Raw genomic sequence first — 24,910 nt, forward strand, 5'->3', positions numbered from 1 at the left:
TAAACTAATAGCTATGACAAAGTATCAGGCTAAAACATTGAAAACCGAAAACAGCGTAGATGATTTTATCTTGTCTGTTGACAATGACAGGCAACCCGACTGTCAGGCCATTGTTCAGCTGATGCGAGAGGAGTCTGGGTATCCCCCCAAAATGTGGGGACCGGCGATTATTGGCTTTGGCAGTTACCATTACAAGTATGCCAGCGGACATGAAGGTGATGCTCCGATAGTTGCCTTTTCGCCTCGTAAAACCGCCATTTCGCTTTATCTGGGGATGTTTGAGGGAAGGGATGAGTTGTTGTCACAACTAGGCAAACATAGAACGGGCAAGGGGTGTATTTACATAAACAAACTGGCAGATATTGATACCGTCATACTGCGTAAAATGGTCACTGCGGTGCTGACGCAATATAAGAAGCTATGAATAATTAAAATATTTAGTCATGCACCCGGCGTTAAAAAAATATTTAACAGGAAAAATAGCGTTGTCTCCAGACCAGGAAGAGTTTGTCGATAAATGTTTCATCAAAAAGTCTACAGAAAGAAATGAAATATTGGTTCCGGCAGGATCAATTGCCAGACATCTGTATTTTGTGATTAAAGGTTGTCTGCGGATCTTTCTAACGAATGAGGAAGGGATAGAGTCAACCCGTTTCCTGGTATTTGAAGGAAGAATGGGTACTGCATTCCCGAGTTTTATCCTAAAGGAACCTTCAGTAGCAGCTATACAAAGCCCGGAGCCTTCAGAACTACTGATGCTTAGTTTTGAAGACCGTGAATCACTGTATAAAAAAATTCCTGGCTGGGAAACTCTGGACCGCCTGGAACTGGAACAAGAGTATATTAAAGCGATACGACGCATAGAGAATTTAATAACTGCAGATTCCAGAGAACGCTATCATTTACTGCTGAAAGATAACCCGGAAATGATCAAACGCCTTCCTGCCAGAATAATAGCAGACTACCTGGGTATATCTCCCGAAACATTGAGCCGTTTGAAAGCAAAAAGATAATTCCCCATATATGTGACAAATATCAGAAAGGCTGATAATAAAAGACTGAGAGCTCCCACCCAATCTCCTGATCTTGTATAAAACGTATCAACCCGTTGTGTAGGAACATATCCAATTAAAGAGGCCGACTGTAGATTTGAACTGCTGGACTCATCAGTAACTCTTCCATAATAATCACTGATTGTCAATTTCCCTACTCTTGCTGCTCTGACTTCCGAAAATCCGTTTTCAACTCCCCTTAATATCGACATACGGGAATGAAGCCAGTCATCTACTACAAAATCCCATGCCGGTATAAACAAGATGTTAGGGCTGTTTTTACCATATCGGCGGATATAATCCTGAAAATCTAAATCTTTACAAATCGCGATACCTGATTGAAGATTATTTAGCTTAAATAAACCAATATTATTACCCGGAATGAACTGACTTTCCAGCCCTGTTACCAAATGGACCTTGTTGTAGTCAGTAACAATATTCCCCCTGTTATTTATTACAATTGCTGAATTGTATTCTTTTTCTCCCCTGAGATTTGTGTAACCGGTTATTATGTAAACATTGTTTTTGACCGCGGCATTGATCAATGATTTTATCATCTCGTTTTCTGATAATTTATCTATACTTAATGCACGTTCCGGTAAGAGTATAACACTCACTCCATGACTGGCAAGAGAATCTATCTGTTTTAAATAAAAATCAGCAGCAGCTTTATCTTTAATATCATTGGGCTTATCGGAAGTGTTATGTTTATTTTCATCCATAACCGCCAGTCCAACTTTTATTTTATCATTAGTGAAGGTATTATTCAGACGCAAAAACCCAAATAATAATACTCCGGCAATAATAGACCCCGAACATATTGACAAATAAGTAAGATTCTTTCTGAAAAGCAATGCAAATGCAATGGAAGAAGGTATTAACGTAACGATAAAAGTGATGCCAAGAATGCCTGCTACAGACGCAATTTGTATTAAGGGTAAGCAATTCATCTGGGAATATGCAATACTTGCTGCTGTACCATCAGGTGCGAATTTTATAAGTAAGTATTCAAACGCTGAAAAAAATAAAGGGAAAGCGAAAAGGGAATACCATGAATTTAATTTTAATGCAGTTGATCTGGTGAGGAGGATGATACCGGCAAAAATTAATGCCGGGGCTAACGTGAAAATTATCGCTGGTAACATGGTAGCTACCTTAACCAAATACCAGAACCAACTTAATCTTCCAATCAAATATGTTATAAATGAAGCGAGAAAAGCGACCTTACCTGAATTTGCAATAGCCAGGCAAATAATTGGAATCGGAGCAAGCCATACCAGATACCAAAAATCCCCATTTAATCCATTGCCGAAATAATAGCATAGTCCTGATAAGAGTACACTTAATGCAATTGAGTATTTAGATGTAAAGATGGTGGCGGCCGTTTTCATAGCTCAGGTTTTTATCTGTTACAAAGATAAAGCCCATGGGCTGTCTCAGGCTTGACAAATGTCAATAAATTCCTGAAGCAGAAAAAAGCCAGGGAAAAAAACATGTGCTTTTCTCTCTGGCTTTTCTTTTTTGAGCATATATCTGAATCAACTCAAACCGCTGTGGGTAACCGGAGCAGGATATATTTTACGGAACATCAGGTAGGTAACACTCACCATAACAAAGGCAACGATGGCGTCAATAGTAGCCGGAAAACCAAGTACTGCCACCTTAGAACCAAAAGCAAAGATGATATCGAAGTATACGCCTGCGAATACCCATTCCTTTAACCGGAGCAATTTGCCTGGCGTTAAAAGGACAGCTACTCCTGATAACTTGGCCACGCCGAGTATATAGATGAAGTGTGGCGGGTAACCCAGTTGGCGGGTGATGTTCCATACAATGGGATTGCCTGTAATTTCAAAGAAGCCACTTGCGCCAAACCAGAGGGAGGTAAGTGCGGTTCCGATCCAATAGATTGTTTTTGCAGCTTTCTGTGTCATGATCATAGTTGTTTTTATGTGATTGATGACACAAAAATGCGGTAAGGGCATAACGTAATCCAGTGAATTCGGGTTGAAGTAGGCAAATTGAAATGCCGGATAGACAATACGGATGGTAATATTAGTTTAACTCCTGCCGGTAAGCCGTTGGTGTTTTTCCCGCGTATTGTTTGAAGAACTTTGTAAAATTGGATTTGTCATATGTTAACCGGCTGGCTACCCCACTGATGGTAAGCCGGGGATCGGCCAAAAGCTTCTTGGCCTCTTCCAGAATGCGGAGCTCATAAAAGTGGCAGGGATGATATCCGGTATATAACTTAATGACATTGGTAACATGCACGGGATGCAGATACATTAGTCGGGCGATATCCTTTAAATGAAACATCTCTTCCACATCACCTGCCATGAAGTCGTCGAGATGTTTATTCATCAACTTTAAAAACAAAGCCGTAATCTCTGCCTGTCTGCTTAGGTATTGTTCCGGAACTTTCATGATCTTAACGGCAAGGTATATGCTTGCTTCAGCAAAATTCTTACTTTTTTCCAAAACTATAGTGGTGTTTATTTAAGTTTTTTGTACTACGCCATTGCGCCGTTTGCGGCTATGATCTGTCCGGAAATCCATTTTGAATCATCAGAAGCCATGAATAAAACGATTTTCGTAATGTCTTCAGGTGCTGCTATGCGTCCAAAAGCGTTTAAGGAGGCTATTTGTGTCAAAAGTTCTTCGGACTTTCCATTTAGAAAAAGCTCGGTAGTTGTTGGTCCGGGTGCAATCGCATTGACAGAAATCCCTCTCCCGATTTCCCTGGCGAACACACGGGTCATTTGATCTACCGCTGCTTTGGTAGCAGAATAGATGGAATAACCGGGAAACATTACCCGGGTCGCGGTGGATGATATATTGATTATAATACCATTATCCGCCAGCCTGATTGCCGCTTGTTTCATTGTGAAAAAGATGCTTTTTACATTGATATTGAAGTGATCGTTGAAATCTGCTTCGGTGTTTTCCTTAAGCAGTTTCGTGTTCATCATCCCTGCATTATTAATCAAGACATCGATCCTGCCGAACTCTTTAATGGTTGTTTCAAATAACTGGTTTACCTCATCTTCTTTGCTGACATCTGCTTTCACTAAAATGGCGGTTTCACCCCTTTGTCTGATATCAGATAACACCTCTTCAGCCCTGGTGTGGTTATTAGCATAATTAATCACAACTTTAGCACCATGCGTAGCGAAGGCCCTGGCCATATGCGCCCCTATACCTCTTGATGCACCTGTTATCAGAATTACTTTCTCTTTTAAATTGCTCATAGTTTTTTTGTTTAAGCAAAACTATAGACAATCTACCGGTTGGTTGTGGTGAGTCTTTAAGGTCTTTATATAACATTCGAATCAGGGCGGAAAATTTTCTTAATTATTGAGAATTACGTTATATTAGTATTCTAAACCCCTATTTATGAAGACATGACCCCTCATCTTATTATTGCCACGAATAAGACCCGACTTCCCAAAAGAAATTAAAGCCTCAACTCACCGATTCTGTTACTTAAATAACCCTTTAAGCAAACATTTAGAGAGCCCATCACATCGCTATTCCAATCCAAATTTATTCACCCCTCAAATCCTTTGTATATGAGAAAAATTCATGTATGCATTTGTGTATCTCTCATCTTTTTTACTGCCTGTAAAAAAGATAATTCAAAATTAGCATCACCAGTTTCCCAGAAAAGTGCTCAGTTAGCGTTTAAAAGTGCTGATCAAATCCCCAGTGGAATCATTCCTTTATTGTACAATGACCTGATAAAGGATAAGTTATTCGAACAGGCAGAAAACCTGAGAGTGTCTTATTATAATACTTTATCAATCAGAAAAGATAGTAAAATTGATGTCCTGAAAGCCACTCATACCGACCTTCTGGCAGCTGCAAAGCAAGCCGGTATTATGGCCGCCAATCTGCCCTTTCACAGCGTTTCAGGTGTAGGAGTAGTGCTTGATGGCACCTGGTATACCACCAATGGTGTAACATCCTCCAATCAGCAGGCTATTGGATGGGTGGATATGAGTTTCAGTGCTATGAATACGTCCGCTACTGACGCTTTTAATAATGCGGCTCCTAGCAGTACCTCTCAGTATATGGGAACTGTAAATCAGCAGAGAAGGCTGGAGGCTTTCAGGCTTCCTTCGGTACAATTCGGTGCGGCAGATAACCTCGGCACGACCTACTTTACCCCCTCATTTGATTTTACTTATGCGGCCCATGTACAAGCTATAGGATGGCAGGTATATGTAAATTCTCCATACCAGTATGCCGGCACCGTTGGTCAATCAAGGCGTATGGAGTCTGTAAAGATTTTTGGCCCCCGTTATAACAACAACAGTTATACATTAACATTCAATGATCCGGCACCTTCTACACAGGCAAGACCTTATATTTACTATAGAGTTCATCAGGAAGCCTATGGTTGGGAGGATTGGAAAGCTGAAAATAATGAAGCTGGTATTACCGGGCAGTCAAAGCGAATAGAGGCTATGCAGGTAAGGGCTTACCTTGTGAAGGTTCAATAATTCTTTAACGAAAAGTTGAGTACTAAAAGGGTAATAAAAAGATAGTAGGGTTTAAAAAGGCATTTCAATTCATTTTGAGATGCCTTTTTATTTGTGTAGATCATTTGTAGTAGGGGATTATTGACATTATTGGCTTTCATAATCTACTTTTGAATACAATATGTTTGATCCATCATTAACCGCCTGTTATGCACGCATCATACAGGCTGGTACAGAATTATTAACATGGTATAATGCCCAACCAGTGGTAAACAGGGAGGAATCAGCACTTGAGCTCTGGCATATAAAAAGAGTGAATGAGATCCTGTTAAATTATTTACAGCATCAAAAGGAGGGGAGTGAGGAATACTGGAGTGCTGTCAGGACTAACTATATTTTAAAGTGTGATGTATTTGCAAGGATCCATTATGGTGAGTCATGGTATGCACTGGCAAATATTATCTATGGACATGAATATGCTGAAAGATTAAGAGATGAGTATCACCTTTTAAGTAAAGAACATCCGGAGGCATTTCGTAAATATTATACCTGGAAGTTTAACAGGAAGGCGAACAAAAGCAAGACGTTTGTTATCGGTGATATACACGGAGCATACCTGGCATTATTGCAATGTCTGGAACGTTCCGGTTTCAATTATGAAAAGGATCATCTGATAAGTCTGGGAGACATTTGTGATCGTGGTCCGGATACAAAAGATTGTATTGATGAGTTGCTGAAAATTAAAAACCTGACCATGGTATTGGGTAATCATGATTTTATGGCATTGAACTGGATGGAGTCCGGTACTCCGGACGAAACCTGGTTGAAGAAGGGTGGAGGTGCTACGATAAATTCTTATGGAACGGAAGTGCCTCAGACTCACATCAGCTTACTGAGAAATGCACTTCCGTATTATATAGAGAAAAACAAACTGTTTGTACATGCCGGGATCGAATTAAATAAAAAACTCCATCTCCAGGATACAAAAGTATTTCTGACGGATCGCTCTTTAGCTACAGCGGTTACAAAATACTTCTATAATGGCAATGCTGGCCAGTCAACATTAACAACTTTCGAAGAAGTATATATCGGTCATACAGTAAGTCCATTTTTTAAACCTCTTCAAGCTGCAGGAGTCTGGATGATGGATACCGGAGCAGGAATGAAAGAAGGGGTATTGTCTATGATCAATACCGAGACTAAAGAAATATTCAGTAGTGATCTCATTGGCCGTTTGTATCCATGATAAATGATGGCGCATAATCTCTGGCAAAATTTTCAATGGTCCTTGGTGCTTTATTCAGCAGTTTACTCACGGTATCGTTTACAAATGTGGCATTGCCACTGCGTTGAAATTCAGCAATGGTAAGAAAGGTATTTATCATCCCCCAAGGCATTCCTTTTGACTCCATTCTTTGTTTGAATTCATCAGCAGTAAGAGAAATGTAATCTACTTTTTCTCCAATGACCTTGCTGATGGCTTCTGCTACCTGATAATAGTTTACTGCTTCACCCCCGGTTAGCAGATAGGTTTTGTTGCGGTGATTTGCAGGGTTCGTCAGGATTGTGAATGCCACTTCTGCAATATCCCGGGTGTCGATATAAGGTTTCCTGCCCTCACCGGTAGCCTCATAAATTTTACGTTCTTTTTGAATGGTTTGTGAAAACTCTCCCAGCCAGTTTTGCATGAATGAATTGGGTTGTAATATGGTCCATTCCAGGCCCGATGCCTTCAGCAATTCTTCCACTTCGCCATTGGGTCTTGAAATGAAATTTGGTGAATTTTTATCTGCTCCTGGTGAGGACAGTTTTACCAGATGCTGCACACCATATTCTTTGGCGGTTTCAATAACATTGTTTTGTTCTGTTGAAAAGTTTCTGCTTACGCTTGAAGCCAGAAAAACGGCCTTGCTGTTTTCCATTGTTTTACCAAGTGTAACCTTATCCGCCAGATCAGCTTCCAACCAATCAACAAATGGCAGGGATTTAACCTTACTTTTATTTCTTGTTACAGCAATGGTGGGTATGCCTGCTGCTGACAGAAAATGTAATAATTCGCTACCTACTTTTCCTGTTGCACCGAATACGGAGATGTTTTTTTGATTGTTCATTTTTTGATAATTTATTACTTAGTCGACTAAGTAATTGGGTAAATTTTTTTAACTTAGATTTTTTAATACTAATTGTAAGAGTTCTCTTAACAAACGTTCCTGATCTTCTGTTAAATCTTTTGTGATCATTGCTTCCATGGTTTTCCAGATTTTCGCAACTTCTTTGTAAGCGTCCATGCCTTTGTTGGTCATATATACTCTTGATGTTCGCTTATCAGTTACATCTTTCTCTTTTTTTATCATTCCCTGTGTTTCCATTCTGTCTATCATAGCGGAGATAGTGGCATGTTGAATGCACATTTTCTCTACGAGGGAGGAAACGGTTTGCCCGTCTTCCAGGCTCAGGTAATATAAAAGGATGTCCTGTCCGCCATGTATGTTTGTTTCCGACAGCAGTACATTACTTTTATTTCTCCTTAGTTTGCCAATCTGCACCAATAAATTACTAATGTAATTTTCCTGTTTTTTTGCCTTCATAATGGAAAGGTAAGTAAAATTACTTAGTCGCCTAACTAAATTTCTAATTCCGGAGTGAGTGGGGCTAAAATCTTTACCTCCTCTAAGTCGGGTTATATAGTGTGGAGTGTCTCCTGCAATTTACCTGAAACCGGTTATTATTACCTCTATAACCGGTATATAAGCCCACCCTAAATAAGGTGGGCTTGTATACCAGTTATAGAGGACCTGTATAGGGCTTATATAGGGCTTATACCCCTGGGAGAGTTGGATATCAATACGTTGTGAGCGCTAGTAAATCAGGCGGAAAATCCCGGTGTTGTTTGGACGGATAGGGAATTTTTATGGATACAATAAATTGATTATCAGTAGAATGTGTTTTTATGCTGATGCATTACCGGATAACGACCATTTGGTGTTATTGGAAGCATGTTACCGCTATGTAATTAATGTAGCGACGATTTAAGGATAAAAAGCAAAAATTAAATATGGAAAACTAAGCGTAAACTGAACTTTACACATTATATAAGCTAAAGCAACCATAATCTGTTCTAAACCCCAGTAGGTCCCCGATGAATTTAGGTCTTGCTGTTTTGACACAGTGGTTAATTTTAAAATGATGTTGCAGTACTTTGTTTTTAAAGTCAAAAATGTAGGCATTGGTTCTTTGCAGTAATGCTAGTTTTGACTGGTCCGCATTAAAAGAAAAATGATGGACCTCATTGGAATAGGCTGGAATGTTCAGGCCTGGATAAGTCAGCTCTGTACCTGTTACTACTTCAAAGTAGCGCATTCTCCGACCGCTGTTTGCTTCATTTATAGCCAGATGTTTATCCTCATCTGTAAACTCCATTTGCCCTATCATTAAAAAATCGCTTTCGATGGTATATAATAAACTTCCATCCAGCGTGCTTAATACCTTTATTTCCCCGATCTTGTTATGAAGCGCTAAAACCTTTCCATTCTTTGATAAGGTAGCGCAAAAAGGTATTGAGCCTTTAACGATCTCAGTATCGAAATTTTGTTGTAACAATATGTTTTTCCCGTTGTCCCTTACCTGGAAATTGTGGTTGGTCGCAAAGGCGATTTTCTCTTTGGAGACCGCAACGAAGCTTGCCACGGTTCCCATCCCTCTATCTGCCAATAGCCTGAAAATATTATGTTCCGGTTCGTATTCAAAAATATAATGGTCGAGATCCAGAAGCATGGAGTTGGTAGCAGCATTGAATTGAATGTCCCATGCCAGGATTTTGGGCAATTCAATGGTTTCTTTGAGATTTCCCCTGGCATCGATCAGGACTAAAAAATCTTTCTGGTCGCTTGCTGTTTTAAACCAACCATGTTTGTAGATATAAATGCCATTGGGTGTATTTTCAAAAGCCAGACTTCCAGTGTAGCCTGCTCCAACATAATAATGTAAGGAGGGCTCGCCTGTTAAAGGATTTTCATTTCTTAGGGTAAAGCCTTTTTTAAGCATTTCCCATTCTTTCTTTTCAAAATTGGTTTTGGCCTCTTCTGCCGTTGAAAATTCTTTCTCTGTCACTTTTGTTTTTCCGACTTTCCCATTTTCAATGATCACTTTTTTATCAGAAAGCGTAATAGTAAAAATCTTATCTGTTTGCTCGTAGAATAAATGATGGGTGATGCCTGTATTCATTGATGCAATTTATTTAAATATAGTATAATAATGATGCATGTAGAACATTTGTAGTAGTTGCCTATTCATATTAATAGCCTTAAATTTCTATTTTGAGGCTTCTAACAAATGATTAAAACAGGAATACATGGCAAAACATTGGACAGATATATTTTCATACCTTACAGGGGCTATAAAAATTAGTATTTATTCAATTGCTGAGATCAAACCTGTAAAAATGGTAGGAGAACCAGTATTCTGTATAAGTCTTATTGATGCCAATAGCCTGACCTTTGCATCATAAAAACAGATCATGATAATACCAGTTATCAGATGAAAGCAATTATCGCATCATTTATTTTAAGCATTATGCTTTATGCTACTGCTTCAGCACAGCAAGACAACAAGAAGGTCCGGATAGCCAGGATCGAAATATACCCTGCTTTTCTCGATGAGTACAAAGCGGCACTTGCCGAACACGCAAAGGCAGCGATGCGGGAAGAACCGGGAGTACTGGCTTTGCAGGCAGTCTATGATAAAGCCCATCCCACACAGATTACGGTTTTTGAAGTGTATGCCAGCGAAGATGCTTATCAGGCGCATTTGAAGACACCGCACTTTCTTAAATATAAAAGTGGGACATTTAAAATGGTAAAGTCGCTGGAATTGGTTGATGTGATGCCTATTGCCATAGAGATCAAACCGGAACTTATACAAAATAAAGAAGCACGTAATTAATGTAAAAAAATAAATATGGAAAAAAATACAGCACCAGAAGGATTCGGACCCGTATTAGCACAATACTTTACCGGTACCGCCTGGTTGAAAATGTTAGTTGTCCCTGACGAAAATACTAATTGCGGCATCGGCGAGGTTATATTTGAACCCGGTGCAAGAAATAACTGGCATACACACCCAAGTAATCAAATCCTGATTGTTACACAGGGCCTGGGATACTACCAGGAAGAAGGCTCTCCAATTCGCGAAATCAGGGTTGGTGATGTCGTTAATGTGTTACCCAGGATCAAACACTGGCATGGCGCTTCACCTGATAGTAAGTTTGGGCACTATGCAATTGGCATTAACACGGAAAAGGGTGTGGTAGATTGGCTTGAACCTGTTACGGATGAACAATACAACAGCTTTAAATAAAAATCTAAAGAATAAGGCAGTTCGCCGGGCAAAAAGGCATATCATTTCTGATATACCTTTTTGTTCACTATCAACCTATAGTTTCAAAAAAAATTTTCTGAGCTTTCAGGGCTTCATCCAATGATTTTTGAATATACTGGATACCCTTGATCGCCTCTGGAGTAGATGCTCTTCGTCCTATTTCTTCAGGTTTCGTAAAGTCAACCTCTTCAATGCGTTGATTTATCCACCAAAGGTTGCCGAATGGGTCCAGAATTCTGCAAACCTTTTCTCCGAAGTACAGTTCGGTAATATTAGTTACTGATGTAGCCCCGAGTTCCAGTGATTTTTGGTAAGTCTTTTCAATATCTTCCACATACAAATTCAGAAAAGACGGAGTAGGAGCCCAGCCTTCTCTGGAATCGAAAAGCATTACCATAGCATTTCCTATTTTTACCACTACATGGATAATTACTCCTTCTTCATTTTTTATTCTGCTATTTGGAATTTCTTCCGCTTCAAATACTACCTTCAAAAATTCGATCAGTTTTGCTGATGACGGCGAAATTATCCAGGGCGTTACCGATGTGTAATTATCAGGTACAATCTTAATCTTGTGTTCCATGTTTTTTTATTACACGAAACTACTACGGGTACTATGACAACCCTATGTCAGTAGTATTGAAATTTCTTTGTCTGACATATATTCTAACAGGTTTTTGTAGATTAGAGTCTGATATCCTCAAATCATATGAGAAAAATACTGTTTTTTCTACTATTGGTGCATCAGGGATGGGCACAGTCGGCAGAGAATTCATCCCAACATGTAGACAGCCTGTCTATATACAACCGGCAGCTTGATCCCGGCGAGATGAAGCAGGACCTGCAGTTGTTCCTCGACATCCGTAAAAAGGCCAACTCTGGCCTGTATCGCTACCGCACCCAAAGTCAGATCGACAGCATCTACAAATGGGCCTTTAAGCAGGTGGGGCAGTCCATGTCTACATTGGCCTTTTACAAGATCATTTTACAGTTGACTGATTTTGAAGGAAGCTGCCATAACTATACAGAACCAAATGCCGACCTTGTAAGTTATCTCAACCGACAGCGTGGCTTCTTTCCTTTTGCCCTTAAATATATTGAGGGTAAGATGATTTTCAATAGCAAAACAGACCTGATTCCTGTAGGATCACGGGTGTTGAGCATCAATGGTGTTTCAGACAAAAAACTGATGCAATCCTTTTACAAATACCTGACCGCAGATGGTTTTACCGAAACAGAAAAGCTCTCGGGCAGCGTGAACAGGAGTTATGGATTGCGTTACCTGTATGAGTATGGCATCAAAGACCGTTTTGTGATCCGGTTTTCAAGCCCGGGCAGTACCCAATCGCAAACAGTAACAGTGCCGGCTGTATCGCTGGAGGAACGGAATGCCAACTTATTATTGCGTCACAGTGCGCCGGTAGACAGTGTGACCGATTACAGAGTGCAACCCACATATAGTTTTAAGATGGTGAATCCCTCCACAGGTTTATTGAACCTGCGGATATTTACCATGGCCACCGGATCAGACGATCCGACCTTTCCTATATATGTAGCGTTTATCGACAGTGTATTCCAGGCGCTTGCCAATAACAATACACCCAACCTGATACTGGACATCCGCGGTAATCCCGGTGGCAGTGATCCTAATTTTGAACAACCGATGATGTACCTGACGGATTCAAGCTTCAAAGAAAATACACTGGCTTACACGATCTTTGATAATGGTGTTCCATATGAAGAATATTTTTGGGGTATATCTACCGCAGTAAAGATGGATTCTACAGCCAAAGTTTACGGAAAGAGAATGTTGAAAGATTATTTCCCTGAGTTGCACAATGGCAGGAATATGCAGAATGTTAAGTATAACCCTGTCTATCACCCTAAAAGCCCCGGTTTCAAAGGGAAATTGTATTTACTTATTGATGAAGAAGTGGCTTCGGCAGGGTCGCATCTGGCTTCTCTTGTAAAAGCCTATGCCCGCAATGTTACCATTGTTGGAGTAGAAACTGTTGGAGGATATTATGGCCACAACGGTCATATGACATCGATATATGAATTGCCTCATTCAAAAATAAAAACGAAATTCTCTATTGTTTATGTGGTGCAGGATGCTCCTGTAAAGCCGGATCAACCGGAAGGCAGGGGTATTATTCCGGATTATACGGTGTGGCCTTCCTTTAGCGATTTTATGCAGAATCGTGATACGCAGATGGAATATGTGCTCAAGCTGATCGCTGAGAAACACTGAGGTGTAAAAGATTTTATATTAGTGATAGGGACTGATCTAAAAGTTTTTTTTGGATCAGCCCCCCAAATTAATACTACGCCCTGCACCAGAAAATAATCATTTACCGGTTTAAGTGATTCATGAACATTTCAGGGTAGCGGGTACCTGAGACTATTCCGGCTGGCATGATAGCTTCGATACTTTGTAAGTCTTCCCTGCTGAGTTGCACATTTTCAGATGCAATGTTTTCTTCGAGATATTTTATGCGTTTGGTACCCGGGATAGTAATAATATCTTCACCCTGGGCGAGCACCCATGCAATTGCTAACTGAGATGGGGTACAACCTTTTTCAGTAGCCAGCGTTTTGATCTTTTCTACCAGCTCAAGATTTTTGAGAAAGTTCTCGCCCTGGAAGCGCGGCATGTGGATACGGTTATCTTTGAGATCTTCAGGTGTTCTGATTTCACCGCTTAGAAGGCCCCGGCTCAGAGGAGAATAGGCTACAAGTCCGATGCCGAGTTCGCGAATTGTTGGGAGCACTTCTGCTTCGATATCCCGGCTCCAGAGAGAGTATTCTATCTGCAGAGAGGTGATGGGATGAACAGCAGCAGCTTTCCGGATAGTTGCAGCAGCAGCTTCAGAAAGACCAATGTAACGAATGACGCCTTTCTGGACGAGGTCGGATAATGCGCCGACAGTGTCTTCGATAGGGACATTGGGATCTACCCGTGCAGGAGTATAGAGATCAATGTAATCCGTTTTGAGGCGCTGGAGACTATAGAGAACTGCGTTGCGAATGTAATCAGGATGGGTATTTACAGGGCCGACAGCCATGGATTTGTTAGGGCCGGGAGCAAGGAACAGACCAGTTTTTACGGAGAGGAAAGCTTTATCACGTTTGCCTTTGATGGCCTGGGAGATCAGCTCTTCGTTGTGGCCTGTGCGGTAGTAATCAGCAGTGTCTAAAAAGTTATGCCCGAGATCTAGGGCCCTTTCGATGGTAGCAATGGATGCTGCATCGTCGCTTTGTCCGTAGGCGCCGGACATTCCCATACATCCTAAACCTATTGCTGATACAAGAGGGCCGTTTGTTCCTAGTTTTCTGTTCATCATTCAGGTTTTTATTATTTGAACAAAGATCAAGAGAACATCAAACAAGAAGCCGGACAAAACGCATTAGTTCCCTGACAAATCCTGAATGAACATGGTTATAGTTTTGCCGGTTACTTTTTTAAATAAACGGGAGAAATATTCAGGATCGTTGAAACCGAGCTCGTAGGCCAGTTCCTTGATCGAAGAACTTTCAGAATAGCACAGACGACGTTTTGCTTCCAATATCAGACGGTTGGTGATGAATTCTTTTGGAGAAAGCCCGGAGTAGTGTTTAACGATGTTGTATAAGCTATTGGTGTTGAGGGCTAGTTTTTCAGCGATATCTATGATTGTTGGGTGATCGGCGAGATTGTTTTCTACAAAGAGTTTGAAACGAATGTATTGGGAGAGTTTCTCATCTGCAGGGTTTTTGTCAGTGGAGAAATAAGCTGCATTGATTTCTGTTAACAGGCTATTGAGGTGCGCGAGGATAAGCTCGGGATCGGTGTCCATTTCGCTTAATAATCCGAGTAGTGTTTCGAAGATGGATTTTAGTCTTGTAGCTGCAGATGAAGTGAACTGAATTTTTTGCCTGTTGAAAGGGTTGATGAGGAAGGGATATTGTTTTGGCAAGAGAGAAAGGCAGTCGTCATCAAAACCGAGTTTATAATAGTCAGAACCTTGTTTGGTGGATGGTAGCCTGTGGATCTGATGTGGAAGGATGAAGAGTAATTCGTTGTTTTTTATATCGAATTGCTGGAGATCGACGCCATGGTGGGTGATGCCATCTAGCATAAAGAAGAAAAAGTAGTAAGTTTTGCGCTGGGTAAGGCTATATACATCGGCGATTTCGGAGGGAAGGTGGCCGAAGGTGGGGGAGATGAGACGGATGGGGAGTTTGTAGTTTTGTTTGAAGAGATGGAAGAATGATTCGATGTTTGACATTGATTATTTATTGACAGGATACTTTGAATTGCCCCTATTAATCTTTGTTTAGGTGCTCCATTTACTGCTGCCATGCGCCTGGTAAACAGATAACAGCATGGCAGCAGAAGGATCTGACTGTGCAAATCAGAAGTCAGCAGGAGCATTAATTATCCGTTTTCTGCTCAGCCAAAAAGCTTACTACATCTCTTATTTCTTTCTTGGACAGTAATAGTTTCATATCCGGCATGCTGGATTGAGCGTACTCTTTGTGCGATATTTGGTTTGCTGCAATGGTGCGCTCAGTCTTTCCTTCTTTGATCGTTAATCCGGTTGGGGTTTCTCCCTGCAGAATGCCACTCAGTTTCTTACCATCCTTCAGTTCCAGTATCACCATACCAAACCCTGGTGCCAGCCGGGCGCTGGGGGAGATAAGCGCCTGCAATATCTGTTCCCTTGAAATGCGGCCGGCAACACCGTTTAGCCGCGGGCCTGCGTTACCTCCACGGTCATCATAAGAATGGCAGCGCATGCACTGGGAGTTCTGGTTCTGGAAAAATATCTGCCTGCCTCTCCTGGGATCACCACCCTGCAGGCAGCTGCTGTAAGAGGCTATCAGTTCATCGGGCGACAGCTTACTGTTCACCGCTTTGTAACGGGCAGCCAGTTGAGTAGAGTGGCTGCTATCGATCGCCTCGGCCAGTTCAAGGGATATGTCCGGGTCTAGCTGACCGGCAGTCATCTTGTTCAGCAGGTCATTCAGCGGTTTTTCTGTATACTGCAGCGGCAGTTTGCCCAGTGTCAGAAGGGCCGCTTGTTTTTCCTCCATGGTCTTGCTGGCAATTACCCCCGTGAGCAGGTTCACCATCACGCTTTCTGATATATGCATTTTCCCCAGCAGGTCCAGTCCGGCTACGCGCACTGTCTTTTCCCGGTCAGCCAATGCAGCGGTAATCCCCTGCTCCACGCCGGCATCCTGCAGGTCTACCAGCGCTTCCAACGCGGCTACCCGCATATCCGCATCCCGGTCCGCTTTTACGGCGGCCAGCAGCTGAGGACCTGCCTGTTTGATCTGCAACCTGGCAATGGCTTTGGCCGCGCTGATGCGTACCGGTAGCTCCTTATCCTTTAACAGGGCAGTGAGTGGTGCAGTGGAAAGGTTCACTACGGGCGCAGGGTTCCTTTTTACTTCACCGCGTAATCTGCCGTCCACACGGTCCAGTACAGATGGTTTAGCCCATACACTTAAAGCATCTATAGCTTCCGCCCGCATAGGGGCAGGGTTGCCTGCTTTTTGTGCATATGCCACCAGGTTATGCATGGAGCCGTCTGTACCTACCCGCAGGTTTGCATTGATCGCGCGGCGGATCAGGGCTTCATTTTTAAACGTTGTAGTACCAAGCAGGTTAGCCAGGGCGGGTAACGCCTCTTTAACAGACAGATCATCATTGATCGCACGGGCTGTTTCTGTTACCACAAACTCATCTTTATCATTAAGGAATACTGCGATACCTGGATGGCTCATCCTTCTCAGTGCTACTACAGCGGCTATACGCAATGCGCGGGAAGGGCTGTTCGCCAAAGCGATCAGCGGCTCCGCCTGGCCTATGCGGGACAGCGCCAGGGTACCTGCATGCCGTTGATAAGCATCTTCATCGTTATTCGCTTCCAGGAAGGCGATCAGCGGTTGTACTGCCGGGGCGTACTGTATCCTGCCCAGGGCTTCTGCTGCAAAGAAACGTGCGCGGCTGGCCGTATCCTTTAACACTGGCACCAGTGCCGGCCCGGCTTCCTTATAGCGGATATCGCCCAGCCATTTGGCAGCCTGGGCCCGTATCTCGGGATCATTGTCCTTTAACAGGGGCAGCAATACTTTGGCATACTGTTTATCCTTACGGGCCAACTGGCTGAGTCCCCATATAGCGTGTACCCTTGCCAGTTGATTGTCTGTTTGTTTTAATGCCTGCTCAAACAGAGGAGCGCCTTTTTCTTTACGTTTCACCAGCTCAAACTGGGCTTTCATGCGTACGCGCATATCCGGGTTCTTCAGCAGACCGGCCAGTTCCACTTCACTGCGTTTGCTAAAGTCCTCCGCCAGTAAAGCTTTGGTAACTTTGCGTTCCGGTGTAGCGGCTTCCCTTTTATCATCCAGCTTCCAGATGCGGCCATAGTTATGTGTTTCCCAGCCATCTATCCAGTCGGCTATATATAGCGCTCCATCTGGTCCAAAATCGATGCCGGTGGCCAGTATACCGCCCAGTACTTTCTTATGCTCTCCCAGCTCAAAGGTGGCCCCTTTAGGATTCAGTTTAAATGCATGTATGCCGGAGTTGGAAGGATTGCCAACAAACTCTGCCACAAAGAAAGTATTCTTATAAGCAGGACCTAAAGCCGTACCAGGGTTGTATACAAAACCTGCAGGACCGTTTACAAAGTTGCTGATACATGGGGTGATATAAGCCGCCTGTCCTTCAAAACGGGGCAGGTACATTTTTTCGTCCATCCATACCTTGTAGCTGTTATTGTCCGGGTCGCGGTATTTACCGTATTGCCAGTTGCTGCGCCAGCCCTGGTCACCGCCGTTTACAAGATATACCAGGCGTTCCTTTTCGCCGGGATGGTCCCCATCATTGTCTTCGCTAATGATGTTACCATATTGATCAAACGCAAACTCATGCGTATTACGGATGCCATAGGAATATATCTCAAAGTCACTGCCATCCGGGTTGGAGCGGGCCAGTACCCCGCAGTTGGGGAAAGACCATTGCTGCCCGTCCTGCCCTTTACCGTTAAAGCCGATATCACCTATCTGCCAGTAGATACGCCCATCGGGGCCCATCTCCACGCCAGACATGCCATGGCCGCCAAAGCCTATATGGATACCGTATCCGTGGGAGATAGACGTTTTTTCATCTGCAATACCGTCATGGTTTTTATCCTTTATACGCCAGAGGTCCGGCGCTACGGCCAGGTACAGGTCATCGCCATCACTCAGTACTCCGCCGGCAACATCCGTCACTTCATCGTGAAAGTCATCCACTACCAATTGTGTCTGGTCTGCTACGCCATCTCCGGATATATCATCCACACGATATACGTGCTCCTTTTCTACGGTCAGGTCGCGCCAGTCGTGAGAGCTGTCGCCGTTCAGGTCGTCCAGCCACATGTTCTTTTTGCTGTTCTCCGGGGATAGTTCCTTATGAAGGAAGGCACGGCGATCTTCTACCGTTTGCAGACTAATGGATGGTATCTCCCAGTCCCGGTGCCCGCGTATGTCAAATTCAGAATGTTTCTGCCGGTCTGTGGTGGTGTAATACACTCTTCCCTGGTCGTCTACATCAATAGCGATAGGAGAGGTCACCAGTGAATCGATGCCCCAGAGAGTGAGGGAAAGGTTATCCGCCAGTTCTGGTTTCACTATTGTGCCAATGGAATCTGACAGATGGGCTGTAAGGATGGTGTCCATCCGTTTGATGCGCTTATCCGCGGGTCCGGTATCCTGTTTACAGGCAGGAAGGCAGGTGGCGGAAAAGAGCAACGATACCAGAATAGGATTTTTTAAAGCAAACAGTTTTTTCATATGAGGAAGCAATTATAAACACACTCTTACAGGTGCGATTGCTTAAGATAGGGCAAAGAAAATTTAGAGGAGAATATTTTTTTTGAACGGGGATAGTGTCTTTACAAACTTGCTGTTCAAAAAAAGACTGACCCGTTTTTTTAATTATTAATTTCTATTGCACAAAACAGTTGCCGGTAATAAACGACAAGGTCATTAAGTGTAAATCCCCGATTTAAACCACTCGGGTTAGGTAGTACCCAAACCTTCGCTCCACAGAAATCTTTAGGTTGATGTCCCCATGAAATTTGCTTTTCCCCGGAAAAGGCCATAAAGGCCGGTTTACCCAGGAATGCGATATATTTCGGTTGGAAATGCGTCATTTTCGTTTTGAAGGCTTCGATGGAATTGTCAAACTCCTCCCTGGAAAGCTCGTCCGCACGCGCTGTTGCCCTTTCCACAGCGGTGGTCAGACCGTAGCCGAAATCAAGTATAGTTGTGTCATTTACAGGTTGAATTTCGTAGGGTGTAAAACCAGCCTGATGCAAAACCTTCCAAAAACGATTGCTTCGTCCGGAAAAGTGATGACCGTCCGACGCAGATTTTAAGCCAGGATTAATCCCGCAAAAAATGACAGTCAGATCTTTGTTAATAATATCAGTAAGCATATAAGAAAGAGGGCGGCGGCTTTTCACTGCACTCACGAAAATAATACTTCAATTTCAATTTGTGCGCTATTTTACAATTTCTCTTCCTGTTAACGCCCTTATTTTGTTAAAAAACAGATTATGAAAACAATGATCGCTTTTGCTATGCTTATGGCTATAACGCTCATCTCTAACGGACAAATAAAAAAGAATCCTTTATTGGAAGAAGCCCGGGCAGCAATTGAAGCCAGTAATGCTATTTATTCTGATTTGGCAAATAAAAACGATGGTTCAATTTTGACAAGATATACAGAAGATGCCTGTCTTTTGCCACCCAATGCAGCTCCTGTTTGTGGCAAAGAAAATATAGCCGTTTTTTTTAAAGATGGACCCAAAGTTCATAGCAGATTTATCGTACAACATCTTTATGGTGATGCAAAAGAGTTTGTAACTGAAGAAAGCCATTATGAAATGACAGATATTAACGGCAATAAATTGGATGAAGGCAAGGTTGTTGTTATTTGGAAAAAAACCAGTGAGGGTTGGAAAATGTACAGGGATATGTTCAGCAGTAACAGACCTGTATCAAAATAAAATTGCTACAAGCCAATATTTACAGCCTTTTGAAAGTCATCTCCGTTTTTGATTAGTGTGCCCCTGGCCTGAGATGGTGAAATACCGGTAAATTTATTAAACTCTTTTATAAAGTGGGCCTGATCATAGTACCCGCATTCATAAGCGATTGAGGTAAGTGATGAGTTTGTAGAGAGCACCTGCTGTAAACTTTTATTGAAACGGTAAGAGGCATAAAATGTACCCGGTGTTAAGCCCACCATTTCAAAAAACTGTTTTTGAATATACCTTTTTGAAAGGCCGGTGGAGGATGATAATTGCTTAAGGTTAAAGCCTTCACCTGTGGTTAAAATATGCTGACAGATTAGTGATAGCTGTTGAATTTTCCTATACTGCTTTTCCTGTTTTTTCAATTTTTGAATAAAAAATGATTCAAGCAAATTTATTTTTTGATCAATTGAGTCTGCATACATTGTTAGTTCATAGAGATCCCGCATCTCTTTCGAATATACATCAGAGACATTTGTTGCTGAATTGGTAAAATCAGAAATGGGATTTGGGAAAAATATAGAACAGGCATAAGGATACATACGGGCAATCAATACAGTAGTACCTTTAGTTGCATTCAATCTTGCCGGTACCGTAAGATGGCCTAATAGCTCAAATTCAGGAGTATCCTGATGTTTACCGCTGATAATAGTAGCAGCATTGCCATTCGAAAAGTTAACAACAAAATCTATGTATCCACTGGGATAAAATATTTCATTATTGATATCCTTATCAATGGTAACTACAACATAATTTTTTATAAAAGGGCTCAATATGTCGCAGGGAAGATATTGCAACGCAATGATTTTTAAAAGGCAAAAACAGTATTCAATTATACAGGTTGGAAATTACAACATCCTTTTATTCTAAAAAAGTCTTTCCAGCTTTGCCGGAAAGGTTCAGGGATGGGCGGTAAGTTCTAAAAAGACAACAGCTGGTCATTCATTAATGACCAGCTGTTGTATTCCTTTTCCATTAGAAGTCTATACCTTTTGCTTTATCTTTTGAAGATGATTTAATCCCCAGCTAACCAGGCTTTCCGTAACCGGGAAAACGCTCTGCCCGTATTCTGTTATAGCATACTGTACGGTAATTGGTTTTGTATCCATCATTGTACGGGAAACAAGCAGGTTGATTTCCAGGTCCTGTAATTCCTTCGATAGCATTTTTGCAGATATGCCCTCAACACCACGCTGGATCTTTTTGAATGTATTGGTTTCATTAATGTGATTATTCAGATGACGCATAATCCTTAATTTCCATTTTCCACCCAATACCTCCAGGCTGTCGCGAATGGCATTTAACTCTTGTTCGCAGGTTACTTCTTGTCTTTTGTGATCTTTCATTTTTACTGGCTAGTTAACAAAAGGTTACCGGTAAACCAATGGTAACCGGTAACTAAAATAAACTATTTGGATCTAATTTTGAGCAATTACTAATCAGTAAATCAAAAAACAAATGATAAAACTTGATTACTACGTGTTAGACGTATTTACAGACCAGCGATATAAGGGTAATCAGCTCTCTGTAGTGTATATTGAAAATGAGCTTACTATAGAACAATACCATAATATTTCCCGTGAATTTGGCTACTCGGAAACTTCTTTCGTGAATTATTCAACGGAACAAAACGCTTTCAAAGTGAGATCATTCACTCCTGCAAAATTTGAAGTTGCCGGTGCCGGGCATAACCTGCTTGGTGCGGTTTGTCTTGCGTTATTAAAAAAATGGGATATTTTCAAAAATCAGGGGGAACAGCCCTGGGTATTCATAAAGGACACAAAGATACCACTGAACATTACCGAAGAGAATGGATTGCCTTACGTTGCCATGAAGCAAAGACCGGCTGAAGTAATCAGCACTGTTCCGATCGATCTGATTGCTGAGGCAGTTGGGTTAAGCATCGATGATCTTGCTCTAAATGATTGGTCGATCAATATTGTACAAACAGAAGTTCCACATTTAATGGTCCCTGTAAAAGATGTAGTATCTCTTGAAAAAGCCATTTCACATAAATCATTATTGAAAGGAATATCAGAAAAATTTGGTTTTGAAGGCTGCTATTTATTTACGACAAATAGTTCAGGTGAAAAATACCTGGCCGAAACAAGATTCTTTAATCCCGGAATGGGTATTGATGAAGATCCGGCTACAGGAACTGCTGCGGGGCCATTGGCCGGATATCTTGAAATGCTTGGTTATATCAAAAAAAATCAGAATTATCTGATCCTGCAGGGGAAATATGTGGAACACCCATCCACCATTCGTGTTCAGGTAGTCGAAGATGGGATCTGGGTGAGCGGTTCCTCTACAATTGTAATGGAAGGACAGATTTATTTATAAGTATGCTCATTTGTAGTGCATTTGTAGTAGGCAATTATTCAAAAAAGTGGTTTTCAGCACCTATTTTTGAATGATAAGCGTGAACAATGGAAAAACATAAAAATATTCCCGCAGGGGCTATATGGTATCCGGAATATAAGGAATGGATGCTGGGTGAACAGAATGAAGCAGGGGAAAAGACAGGCATATGGGAAGAGTGGCATATAGATGGACACCTTTGCGGTATGGTTGATTATGGTAATGGTCAACCGCCTTTTCCAAACAAACGATTTCATCCTGATGGTTCCCTGGCACAGGAAGGTAAATGGTGCGGCGGGCAGAAATGGGAGGGTACTTATCGCTGGATAAAAAGTGAAAACCCTACGACTGAGCTATTCCCGGGCGGTTATGCTAAAGAAAGCCCCAACGTATGGATCGCAGAATTTGATTACACGGAAGAAGGAATAACATACAATGCCCGGCGTTACTTCGACAGGCAAAACAACCCGGTAAGCGTAAGAGGAACTCCATTACCCGAACGCCCTGCATCTGTTCCTGAACGGGCGTATTTTGTAGATAAGCATGATTCGCTGCACATACTTGCGCATTGGGCAATGAGCGAGATAGACCCCTGGAAGGATATATGCGTAGGCGACTATGCGGAGTGGGACCTGAATGGCAACCTGCTTTTGAAAAGGGTATTCAACAGAAATACCGGCATACTTGTAGAAGAAGATATTGCGGATGTTGTTCCTGAACAGGTAATAAACTACTACTATCCACACATTGAGCCTCCGGTGATCCGTTGCAGCAGACATTATAGTTATAATGGCAATGTCCGTAAAGAAATCTTTTTTGACGAGAGTGGCAAGCTGCTTTGTTCCATACGTAATGAAAGTATAACATCCCATCACAAGCGATGGTATTACAATGATATACTGGTGTATGAAGCTATTCAAACCGCTGATCGTACAAAGCCCCCGGTCAGTGTAAGGTATTTTTATCCCGGTGGGGCTACACTGATAGATTATATCTCCAACGGTGACGGCTCCGGTACCTGGCGATTGTACGATGAAGCCGGAAGGGAATTGTTGAATATGCCGAGAGCCGATGAAGCACTCGTTAATGAGCTAAACAGATGGGGTTATTATCTGCCCAAATCGGAACAAACAACCGTCGCAACTTGCTGGGATGCCATAGCCCAAAACTTCAGGGAAGAACATAGAAGGTACTTTATAGAGGAGAAAAAAAATGCGCTGCCAGTACCAGATTTTCTGCAGGAGGAGCTGAACAAAGTAGATTGGGAAAACATAGAAAAGGCATGGGGAAAGAACAAAGAATTGCCGGCAGGTATCAATGGATTGTTATCGGCTGATGAGGATGTTATCGCTGCATCTACGGAGCACATCTGGTGGTCAATAGAATGCCAGGGAGAGGTGTATGCAGCTACCTATGCAACGGCCACCATTATAGGGCGCATGCTGCCCTTTTATAAACAGGAGCCGGTTGTAGAACAACGTTTATTGGCTTTTTTATACAAGGTGATGACATTGCCGAGCCTTCGCAGACCCGGGTATTATGAAATGCTTTCTTCTCTTGAATTTTTAATTCCAGAACTATTGCTATGGGCCAGGGATGCAGACCCGGTAACTGCCCGTCAGGCACAACATATACTGATACATGTCGGTAAAGATTCTCCGGAAACCGAAGTATTCCTGCAACAGGAATGGCAGCATACAGAGTATTCACAGATAAGAAGAGGGTACACATTGTTTTGTTTGGGCAGGTTTTATGAACTTGCCGATGAGAATGAAAAAATGGAAGCTCATTTTTCACCTGCATTCCTTACAGAAACAGATCCTTTCCTCCGCATAATACTGGCCATATTCCTGGTAAAAGCTTCCGATGATGATGCCCAGGACAACTGGGTGGCTGAAATAATAAACACACTGGTGAACCCGGATGTAGTAATGGATGGTCGTTTTGATAGCATGCAGCCTTTCACAGGAGAAGATGATACACCGGAATACCTGTTAAAGATGCTTGATTATACCAATCCGGCTGCACTGACAAAGAATATTGGATCAATAATAATGGCACTGCCTTCATTTGAACTGTACTATCAGAATACACTGCTCCTTGCCATTTGTTGTGTATTGTTCGGAGACGAATATGCTACTGCACAAAAAAAGATAACGCCGTTAAGAAAAAATGCATTGCTGACGTTGGCTGATCTGGGTGAAAAAGATCCTGATTTCCTGAAACATCACAGCAATATGTTATTGCAATATGGTCTGCCTGATGATGCAGAACAACTCAGGCAACTGGCAAACAGCGATTGCTAATACAGGGATATAATTTACCACGAATTGTGCTATAATCACCATTGGTTGATCATTGATTATCCATGTTTACTGTTCTTTCTGCCGATATGTTGGTCAAAAAACAGCCATCAGCTGCTGCAATTTTTCCCGGTTCTTTTCCAAAGAAACAGGGATGACTGCACTTACGTTTCGTAAAAAGTTCAAAGATTCAGGATAACCCGGGAGGTTTAAATTATAAAGGACAGTAATCATTTTTAAAAATGTTACTGTCCTTTATA

Annotated in this window: 25 protein-coding genes; 11 read left to right on the top strand and 14 right to left on the bottom strand. The window is 42.1% G+C overall.

What is annotated here, in order from left to right; genetic code table 11:
• The first annotated feature begins 13 nt into the window (after positions 1–13).
• Both BMW86_RS19700 and BMW86_RS19705 read left to right on the top strand, forming a co-directional pair.
• Positions 14–424 (top strand): DUF1801 domain-containing protein, encoded by a 411-nt coding sequence (locus tag BMW86_RS19700; protein ID WP_089783421.1) that lies wholly within the window; start codon positions 14–16, stop codon positions 422–424.
• 19 nt (positions 425–443) lie between these two features.
• Positions 444–1,013 (top strand): Crp/Fnr family transcriptional regulator, encoded by a 570-nt coding sequence (locus tag BMW86_RS19705; RefSeq protein ID WP_089783422.1) that lies wholly within the window; start codon positions 444–446, stop codon positions 1,011–1,013.
• Here BMW86_RS19705 and BMW86_RS19710 read toward each other — a convergent pair.
• The 4 genes from BMW86_RS19710 to BMW86_RS19725 all read right to left on the bottom strand — a co-directional run bounded on the left by BMW86_RS19710 (position 962) and on the right by BMW86_RS19725 (position 4,303).
• Entirely contained in the window at positions 962–2,443 is a 1,482-nt protein-coding gene (locus BMW86_RS19710) for a nitrilase-related carbon-nitrogen hydrolase (protein WP_089783423.1), read from the bottom strand. The two genes, BMW86_RS19705 and BMW86_RS19710, sit on opposite strands and share 52 nt — an antisense overlap.
• Positions 2,444–2,590: 147 nt before the next feature.
• Entirely contained in the window at positions 2,591–2,986 is a 396-nt protein-coding gene (locus BMW86_RS19715) for a DoxX family protein (RefSeq protein ID WP_089783739.1), read from the bottom strand.
• Between the two features lie 121 nt (positions 2,987–3,107).
• The gene (locus tag BMW86_RS19720) at positions 3,108–3,533 is read right to left on the bottom strand and encodes a helix-turn-helix domain-containing protein (RefSeq protein ID WP_255372956.1); all 426 of its coding nucleotides are present in this window, start codon (positions 3,531–3,533) and stop codon (positions 3,108–3,110) included.
• A 32-nt stretch (positions 3,534–3,565) separates the two neighbouring features.
• Positions 3,566–4,303 (bottom strand): glucose 1-dehydrogenase, encoded by a 738-nt coding sequence (locus tag BMW86_RS19725; RefSeq protein WP_089783424.1) that lies wholly within the window; start codon positions 4,301–4,303, stop codon positions 3,566–3,568.
• Positions 4,304–4,624: 321 nt separating this feature from the next.
• Between BMW86_RS19725 and BMW86_RS19730 the strand changes: the two genes are divergently transcribed.
• The gene (locus BMW86_RS19730) at positions 4,625–5,557 is read left to right on the top strand and encodes a hypothetical protein (protein ID WP_089783425.1); all 933 of its coding nucleotides are present in this window, start codon (positions 4,625–4,627) and stop codon (positions 5,555–5,557) included.
• 160 nt (positions 5,558–5,717) lie between these two features.
• The gene (locus BMW86_RS19735) at positions 5,718–6,782 is read left to right on the top strand and encodes a metallophosphoesterase family protein (protein WP_089783426.1); all 1,065 of its coding nucleotides are present in this window, start codon (positions 5,718–5,720) and stop codon (positions 6,780–6,782) included.
• On the opposite strand, the gene BMW86_RS19740 is transcribed toward BMW86_RS19735, so the two are convergent.
• The 3 genes from BMW86_RS19740 to BMW86_RS19750 form a co-directional block, all read right to left on the bottom strand.
• Complete coding sequence (locus BMW86_RS19740) at positions 6,760–7,647, bottom strand: SDR family oxidoreductase (RefSeq protein ID WP_089783427.1); 888 nt, start codon at positions 7,645–7,647, stop codon at positions 6,760–6,762. The genes BMW86_RS19735 and BMW86_RS19740 overlap by 23 nt on opposite strands.
• A 48-nt stretch (positions 7,648–7,695) precedes the next feature.
• A complete protein-coding gene (locus BMW86_RS19745) occupies positions 7,696–8,124 on the bottom strand; it encodes a MarR family winged helix-turn-helix transcriptional regulator (protein WP_089783428.1) in 429 nt (142 codons plus the stop codon).
• 493 nt (positions 8,125–8,617) lie between these two features.
• Positions 8,618–9,760 carry a hypothetical protein gene (locus tag BMW86_RS19750; RefSeq protein ID WP_089783429.1) on the bottom strand — a complete coding sequence of 381 codons (1,143 nt, stop codon included), beginning with the start codon at positions 9,758–9,760 and terminating at the stop codon, positions 8,618–8,620.
• A gap of 127 nt (positions 9,761–9,887) precedes the next feature.
• On the opposite strand from BMW86_RS19750, the gene BMW86_RS32865 reads away from it, so the two are divergent.
• The 3 genes from BMW86_RS32865 to BMW86_RS19760 are packed head-to-tail and all read left to right on the top strand — an operon-like array spanning position 9,888 to position 10,891.
• Positions 9,888–10,043, top strand: coding sequence for a hypothetical protein (locus BMW86_RS32865; protein WP_177189314.1), 156 nt, complete (start codon positions 9,888–9,890; stop codon positions 10,041–10,043).
• 29 nt (positions 10,044–10,072) lie between these two features.
• On the top strand, positions 10,073–10,477 hold the full coding sequence (locus tag BMW86_RS19755; RefSeq protein WP_089783430.1) for a putative quinol monooxygenase: 405 nt from the start codon (positions 10,073–10,075) through the stop codon (positions 10,475–10,477).
• Positions 10,478–10,492: 15 nt separating this feature from the next.
• Positions 10,493–10,891: a cupin domain-containing protein gene (locus BMW86_RS19760; RefSeq protein WP_089783431.1), complete on the top strand. Its 399-nt coding sequence runs from the start codon at positions 10,493–10,495 to the stop codon at positions 10,889–10,891.
• 70 nt (positions 10,892–10,961) lie between these two features.
• Here BMW86_RS19760 and BMW86_RS19765 read toward each other — a convergent pair whose 3' ends face one another.
• Positions 10,962–11,495 (bottom strand): VOC family protein, encoded by a 534-nt coding sequence (locus tag BMW86_RS19765; protein WP_089783432.1) that lies wholly within the window; start codon positions 11,493–11,495, stop codon positions 10,962–10,964.
• Positions 11,496–11,621: 126 nt separating this feature from the next.
• Here BMW86_RS19765 and BMW86_RS19770 point away from each other — a divergent pair, with 126 nt between their 5' ends.
• Positions 11,622–13,163 (top strand): S41 family peptidase, encoded by a 1,542-nt coding sequence (locus BMW86_RS19770; RefSeq protein ID WP_089783433.1) that lies wholly within the window; start codon positions 11,622–11,624, stop codon positions 13,161–13,163.
• Between the two features lie 100 nt (positions 13,164–13,263).
• Here BMW86_RS19770 and BMW86_RS19775 read toward each other — a convergent pair whose 3' ends face one another.
• The 4 genes from BMW86_RS19775 to mug form a co-directional block, all read right to left on the bottom strand.
• Positions 13,264–14,253, bottom strand: a complete 990-nt coding sequence (locus tag BMW86_RS19775) for an aldo/keto reductase (protein WP_255372957.1) — start codon at positions 14,251–14,253, stop codon at positions 13,264–13,266.
• A gap of 66 nt (positions 14,254–14,319) precedes the next feature.
• The gene (locus BMW86_RS19780; RefSeq protein WP_089783435.1) at positions 14,320–15,180 is read right to left on the bottom strand and encodes an AraC family transcriptional regulator; all 861 of its coding nucleotides are present in this window, start codon (positions 15,178–15,180) and stop codon (positions 14,320–14,322) included.
• Between the two features lie 145 nt (positions 15,181–15,325).
• Positions 15,326–18,739 (bottom strand): HEAT repeat domain-containing protein, encoded by a 3,414-nt coding sequence (locus BMW86_RS19785; protein ID WP_089783436.1) that lies wholly within the window; start codon positions 18,737–18,739, stop codon positions 15,326–15,328.
• 140 nt (positions 18,740–18,879) lie between these two features.
• A complete protein-coding gene (gene mug / locus BMW86_RS19790) occupies positions 18,880–19,422 on the bottom strand; it encodes a G/U mismatch-specific DNA glycosylase (protein ID WP_255372958.1) in 543 nt (180 codons plus the stop codon).
• 84 nt (positions 19,423–19,506) lie between these two features.
• Here mug and BMW86_RS19795 point away from each other — a divergent pair, with 84 nt between their 5' ends.
• Positions 19,507–19,959 (top strand): YybH family protein, encoded by a 453-nt coding sequence (locus BMW86_RS19795; protein ID WP_218149169.1) that lies wholly within the window; start codon positions 19,507–19,509, stop codon positions 19,957–19,959.
• 5 nt (positions 19,960–19,964) lie between these two features.
• Here BMW86_RS19795 and BMW86_RS19800 read toward each other — a convergent pair whose 3' ends face one another.
• Together BMW86_RS19800 and BMW86_RS19805 are read right to left on the bottom strand one after the other, a co-directional pair.
• Positions 19,965–20,783 (bottom strand): helix-turn-helix transcriptional regulator, encoded by an 819-nt coding sequence (locus BMW86_RS19800; RefSeq protein WP_089783438.1) that lies wholly within the window; start codon positions 20,781–20,783, stop codon positions 19,965–19,967.
• A 186-nt stretch (positions 20,784–20,969) separates the two neighbouring features.
• A complete protein-coding gene (locus tag BMW86_RS19805; protein WP_089783439.1) occupies positions 20,970–21,332 on the bottom strand; it encodes a winged helix-turn-helix transcriptional regulator in 363 nt (120 codons plus the stop codon).
• 112 nt (positions 21,333–21,444) lie between these two features.
• Here BMW86_RS19805 and BMW86_RS19810 point away from each other — a divergent pair, with 112 nt between their 5' ends.
• Together BMW86_RS19810 and BMW86_RS19815 are read left to right on the top strand one after the other, a co-directional pair.
• On the top strand, positions 21,445–22,329 hold the full coding sequence (locus tag BMW86_RS19810; protein WP_089783440.1) for a PhzF family phenazine biosynthesis protein: 885 nt from the start codon (positions 21,445–21,447) through the stop codon (positions 22,327–22,329).
• An 86-nt stretch (positions 22,330–22,415) separates the two neighbouring features.
• Positions 22,416–24,653 (top strand): toxin-antitoxin system YwqK family antitoxin, encoded by a 2,238-nt coding sequence (locus BMW86_RS19815; protein WP_089783441.1) that lies wholly within the window; start codon positions 22,416–22,418, stop codon positions 24,651–24,653.
• The last annotated feature ends 257 nt before the right edge of the window (positions 24,654–24,910 follow it).

Origin of the sequence: Chitinophaga sp. YR573 (assembly GCF_900110995.1) — a bacterium.
Classification (GTDB): domain Bacteria; phylum Bacteroidota; class Bacteroidia; order Chitinophagales; family Chitinophagaceae; genus Chitinophaga.

Excerpts from the sequence above, each read along its gene's own strand:
- BMW86_RS19700 (WP_089783421.1), top strand. The coding sequence starts at position 14 with ATGACAAAGTATCAGGCTAAAACATTGAAAACCGAAAACAGCGTAGAT.
- BMW86_RS19705 (WP_089783422.1), top strand. The coding sequence starts at position 444 with ATGCACCCGGCGTTAAAAAAATATTTAACAGGAAAAATAGCGTTGTCT.
- BMW86_RS19710 (WP_089783423.1), bottom strand. The coding sequence starts at position 2,443 with ATGAAAACGGCCGCCACCATCTTTACATCTAAATACTCAATTGCATTA.
- BMW86_RS19715 (WP_089783739.1), bottom strand. The coding sequence starts at position 2,986 with ATGACACAGAAAGCTGCAAAAACAATCTATTGGATCGGAACCGCACTT.
- BMW86_RS19725 (WP_089783424.1), bottom strand. The coding sequence starts at position 4,303 with ATGAGCAATTTAAAAGAGAAAGTAATTCTGATAACAGGTGCATCAAGA.
- BMW86_RS19730 (WP_089783425.1), top strand. The coding sequence starts at position 4,625 with ATGAGAAAAATTCATGTATGCATTTGTGTATCTCTCATCTTTTTTACT.
- BMW86_RS19735 (WP_089783426.1), top strand. The coding sequence starts at position 5,718 with ATGTTTGATCCATCATTAACCGCCTGTTATGCACGCATCATACAGGCT.
- BMW86_RS19740 (WP_089783427.1), bottom strand. The coding sequence starts at position 7,647 with ATGAACAATCAAAAAAACATCTCCGTATTCGGTGCAACAGGAAAAGTA.
- BMW86_RS19745 (WP_089783428.1), bottom strand. The coding sequence starts at position 8,124 with ATGAAGGCAAAAAAACAGGAAAATTACATTAGTAATTTATTGGTGCAG.
- BMW86_RS19750 (WP_089783429.1), bottom strand. The coding sequence starts at position 9,760 with ATGAATACAGGCATCACCCATCATTTATTCTACGAGCAAACAGATAAG.
- BMW86_RS32865 (WP_177189314.1), top strand. The coding sequence starts at position 9,888 with ATGGCAAAACATTGGACAGATATATTTTCATACCTTACAGGGGCTATA.
- BMW86_RS19755 (WP_089783430.1), top strand. The coding sequence starts at position 10,073 with ATGAAAGCAATTATCGCATCATTTATTTTAAGCATTATGCTTTATGCT.
- BMW86_RS19760 (WP_089783431.1), top strand. The coding sequence starts at position 10,493 with ATGGAAAAAAATACAGCACCAGAAGGATTCGGACCCGTATTAGCACAA.
- BMW86_RS19765 (WP_089783432.1), bottom strand. The coding sequence starts at position 11,495 with ATGGAACACAAGATTAAGATTGTACCTGATAATTACACATCGGTAACG.
- BMW86_RS19770 (WP_089783433.1), top strand. The coding sequence starts at position 11,622 with ATGAGAAAAATACTGTTTTTTCTACTATTGGTGCATCAGGGATGGGCA.
- BMW86_RS19775 (WP_255372957.1), bottom strand. The coding sequence starts at position 14,253 with ATGAACAGAAAACTAGGAACAAACGGCCCTCTTGTATCAGCAATAGGT.
- BMW86_RS19780 (WP_089783435.1), bottom strand. The coding sequence starts at position 15,180 with ATGTCAAACATCGAATCATTCTTCCATCTCTTCAAACAAAACTACAAA.
- BMW86_RS19785 (WP_089783436.1), bottom strand. The coding sequence starts at position 18,739 with ATGAAAAAACTGTTTGCTTTAAAAAATCCTATTCTGGTATCGTTGCTC.
- BMW86_RS19795 (WP_218149169.1), top strand. The coding sequence starts at position 19,507 with ATGAAAACAATGATCGCTTTTGCTATGCTTATGGCTATAACGCTCATC.
- BMW86_RS19805 (WP_089783439.1), bottom strand. The coding sequence starts at position 21,332 with ATGAAAGATCACAAAAGACAAGAAGTAACCTGCGAACAAGAGTTAAAT.
- BMW86_RS19810 (WP_089783440.1), top strand. The coding sequence starts at position 21,445 with ATGATAAAACTTGATTACTACGTGTTAGACGTATTTACAGACCAGCGA.
- BMW86_RS19815 (WP_089783441.1), top strand. The coding sequence starts at position 22,416 with ATGGAAAAACATAAAAATATTCCCGCAGGGGCTATATGGTATCCGGAA.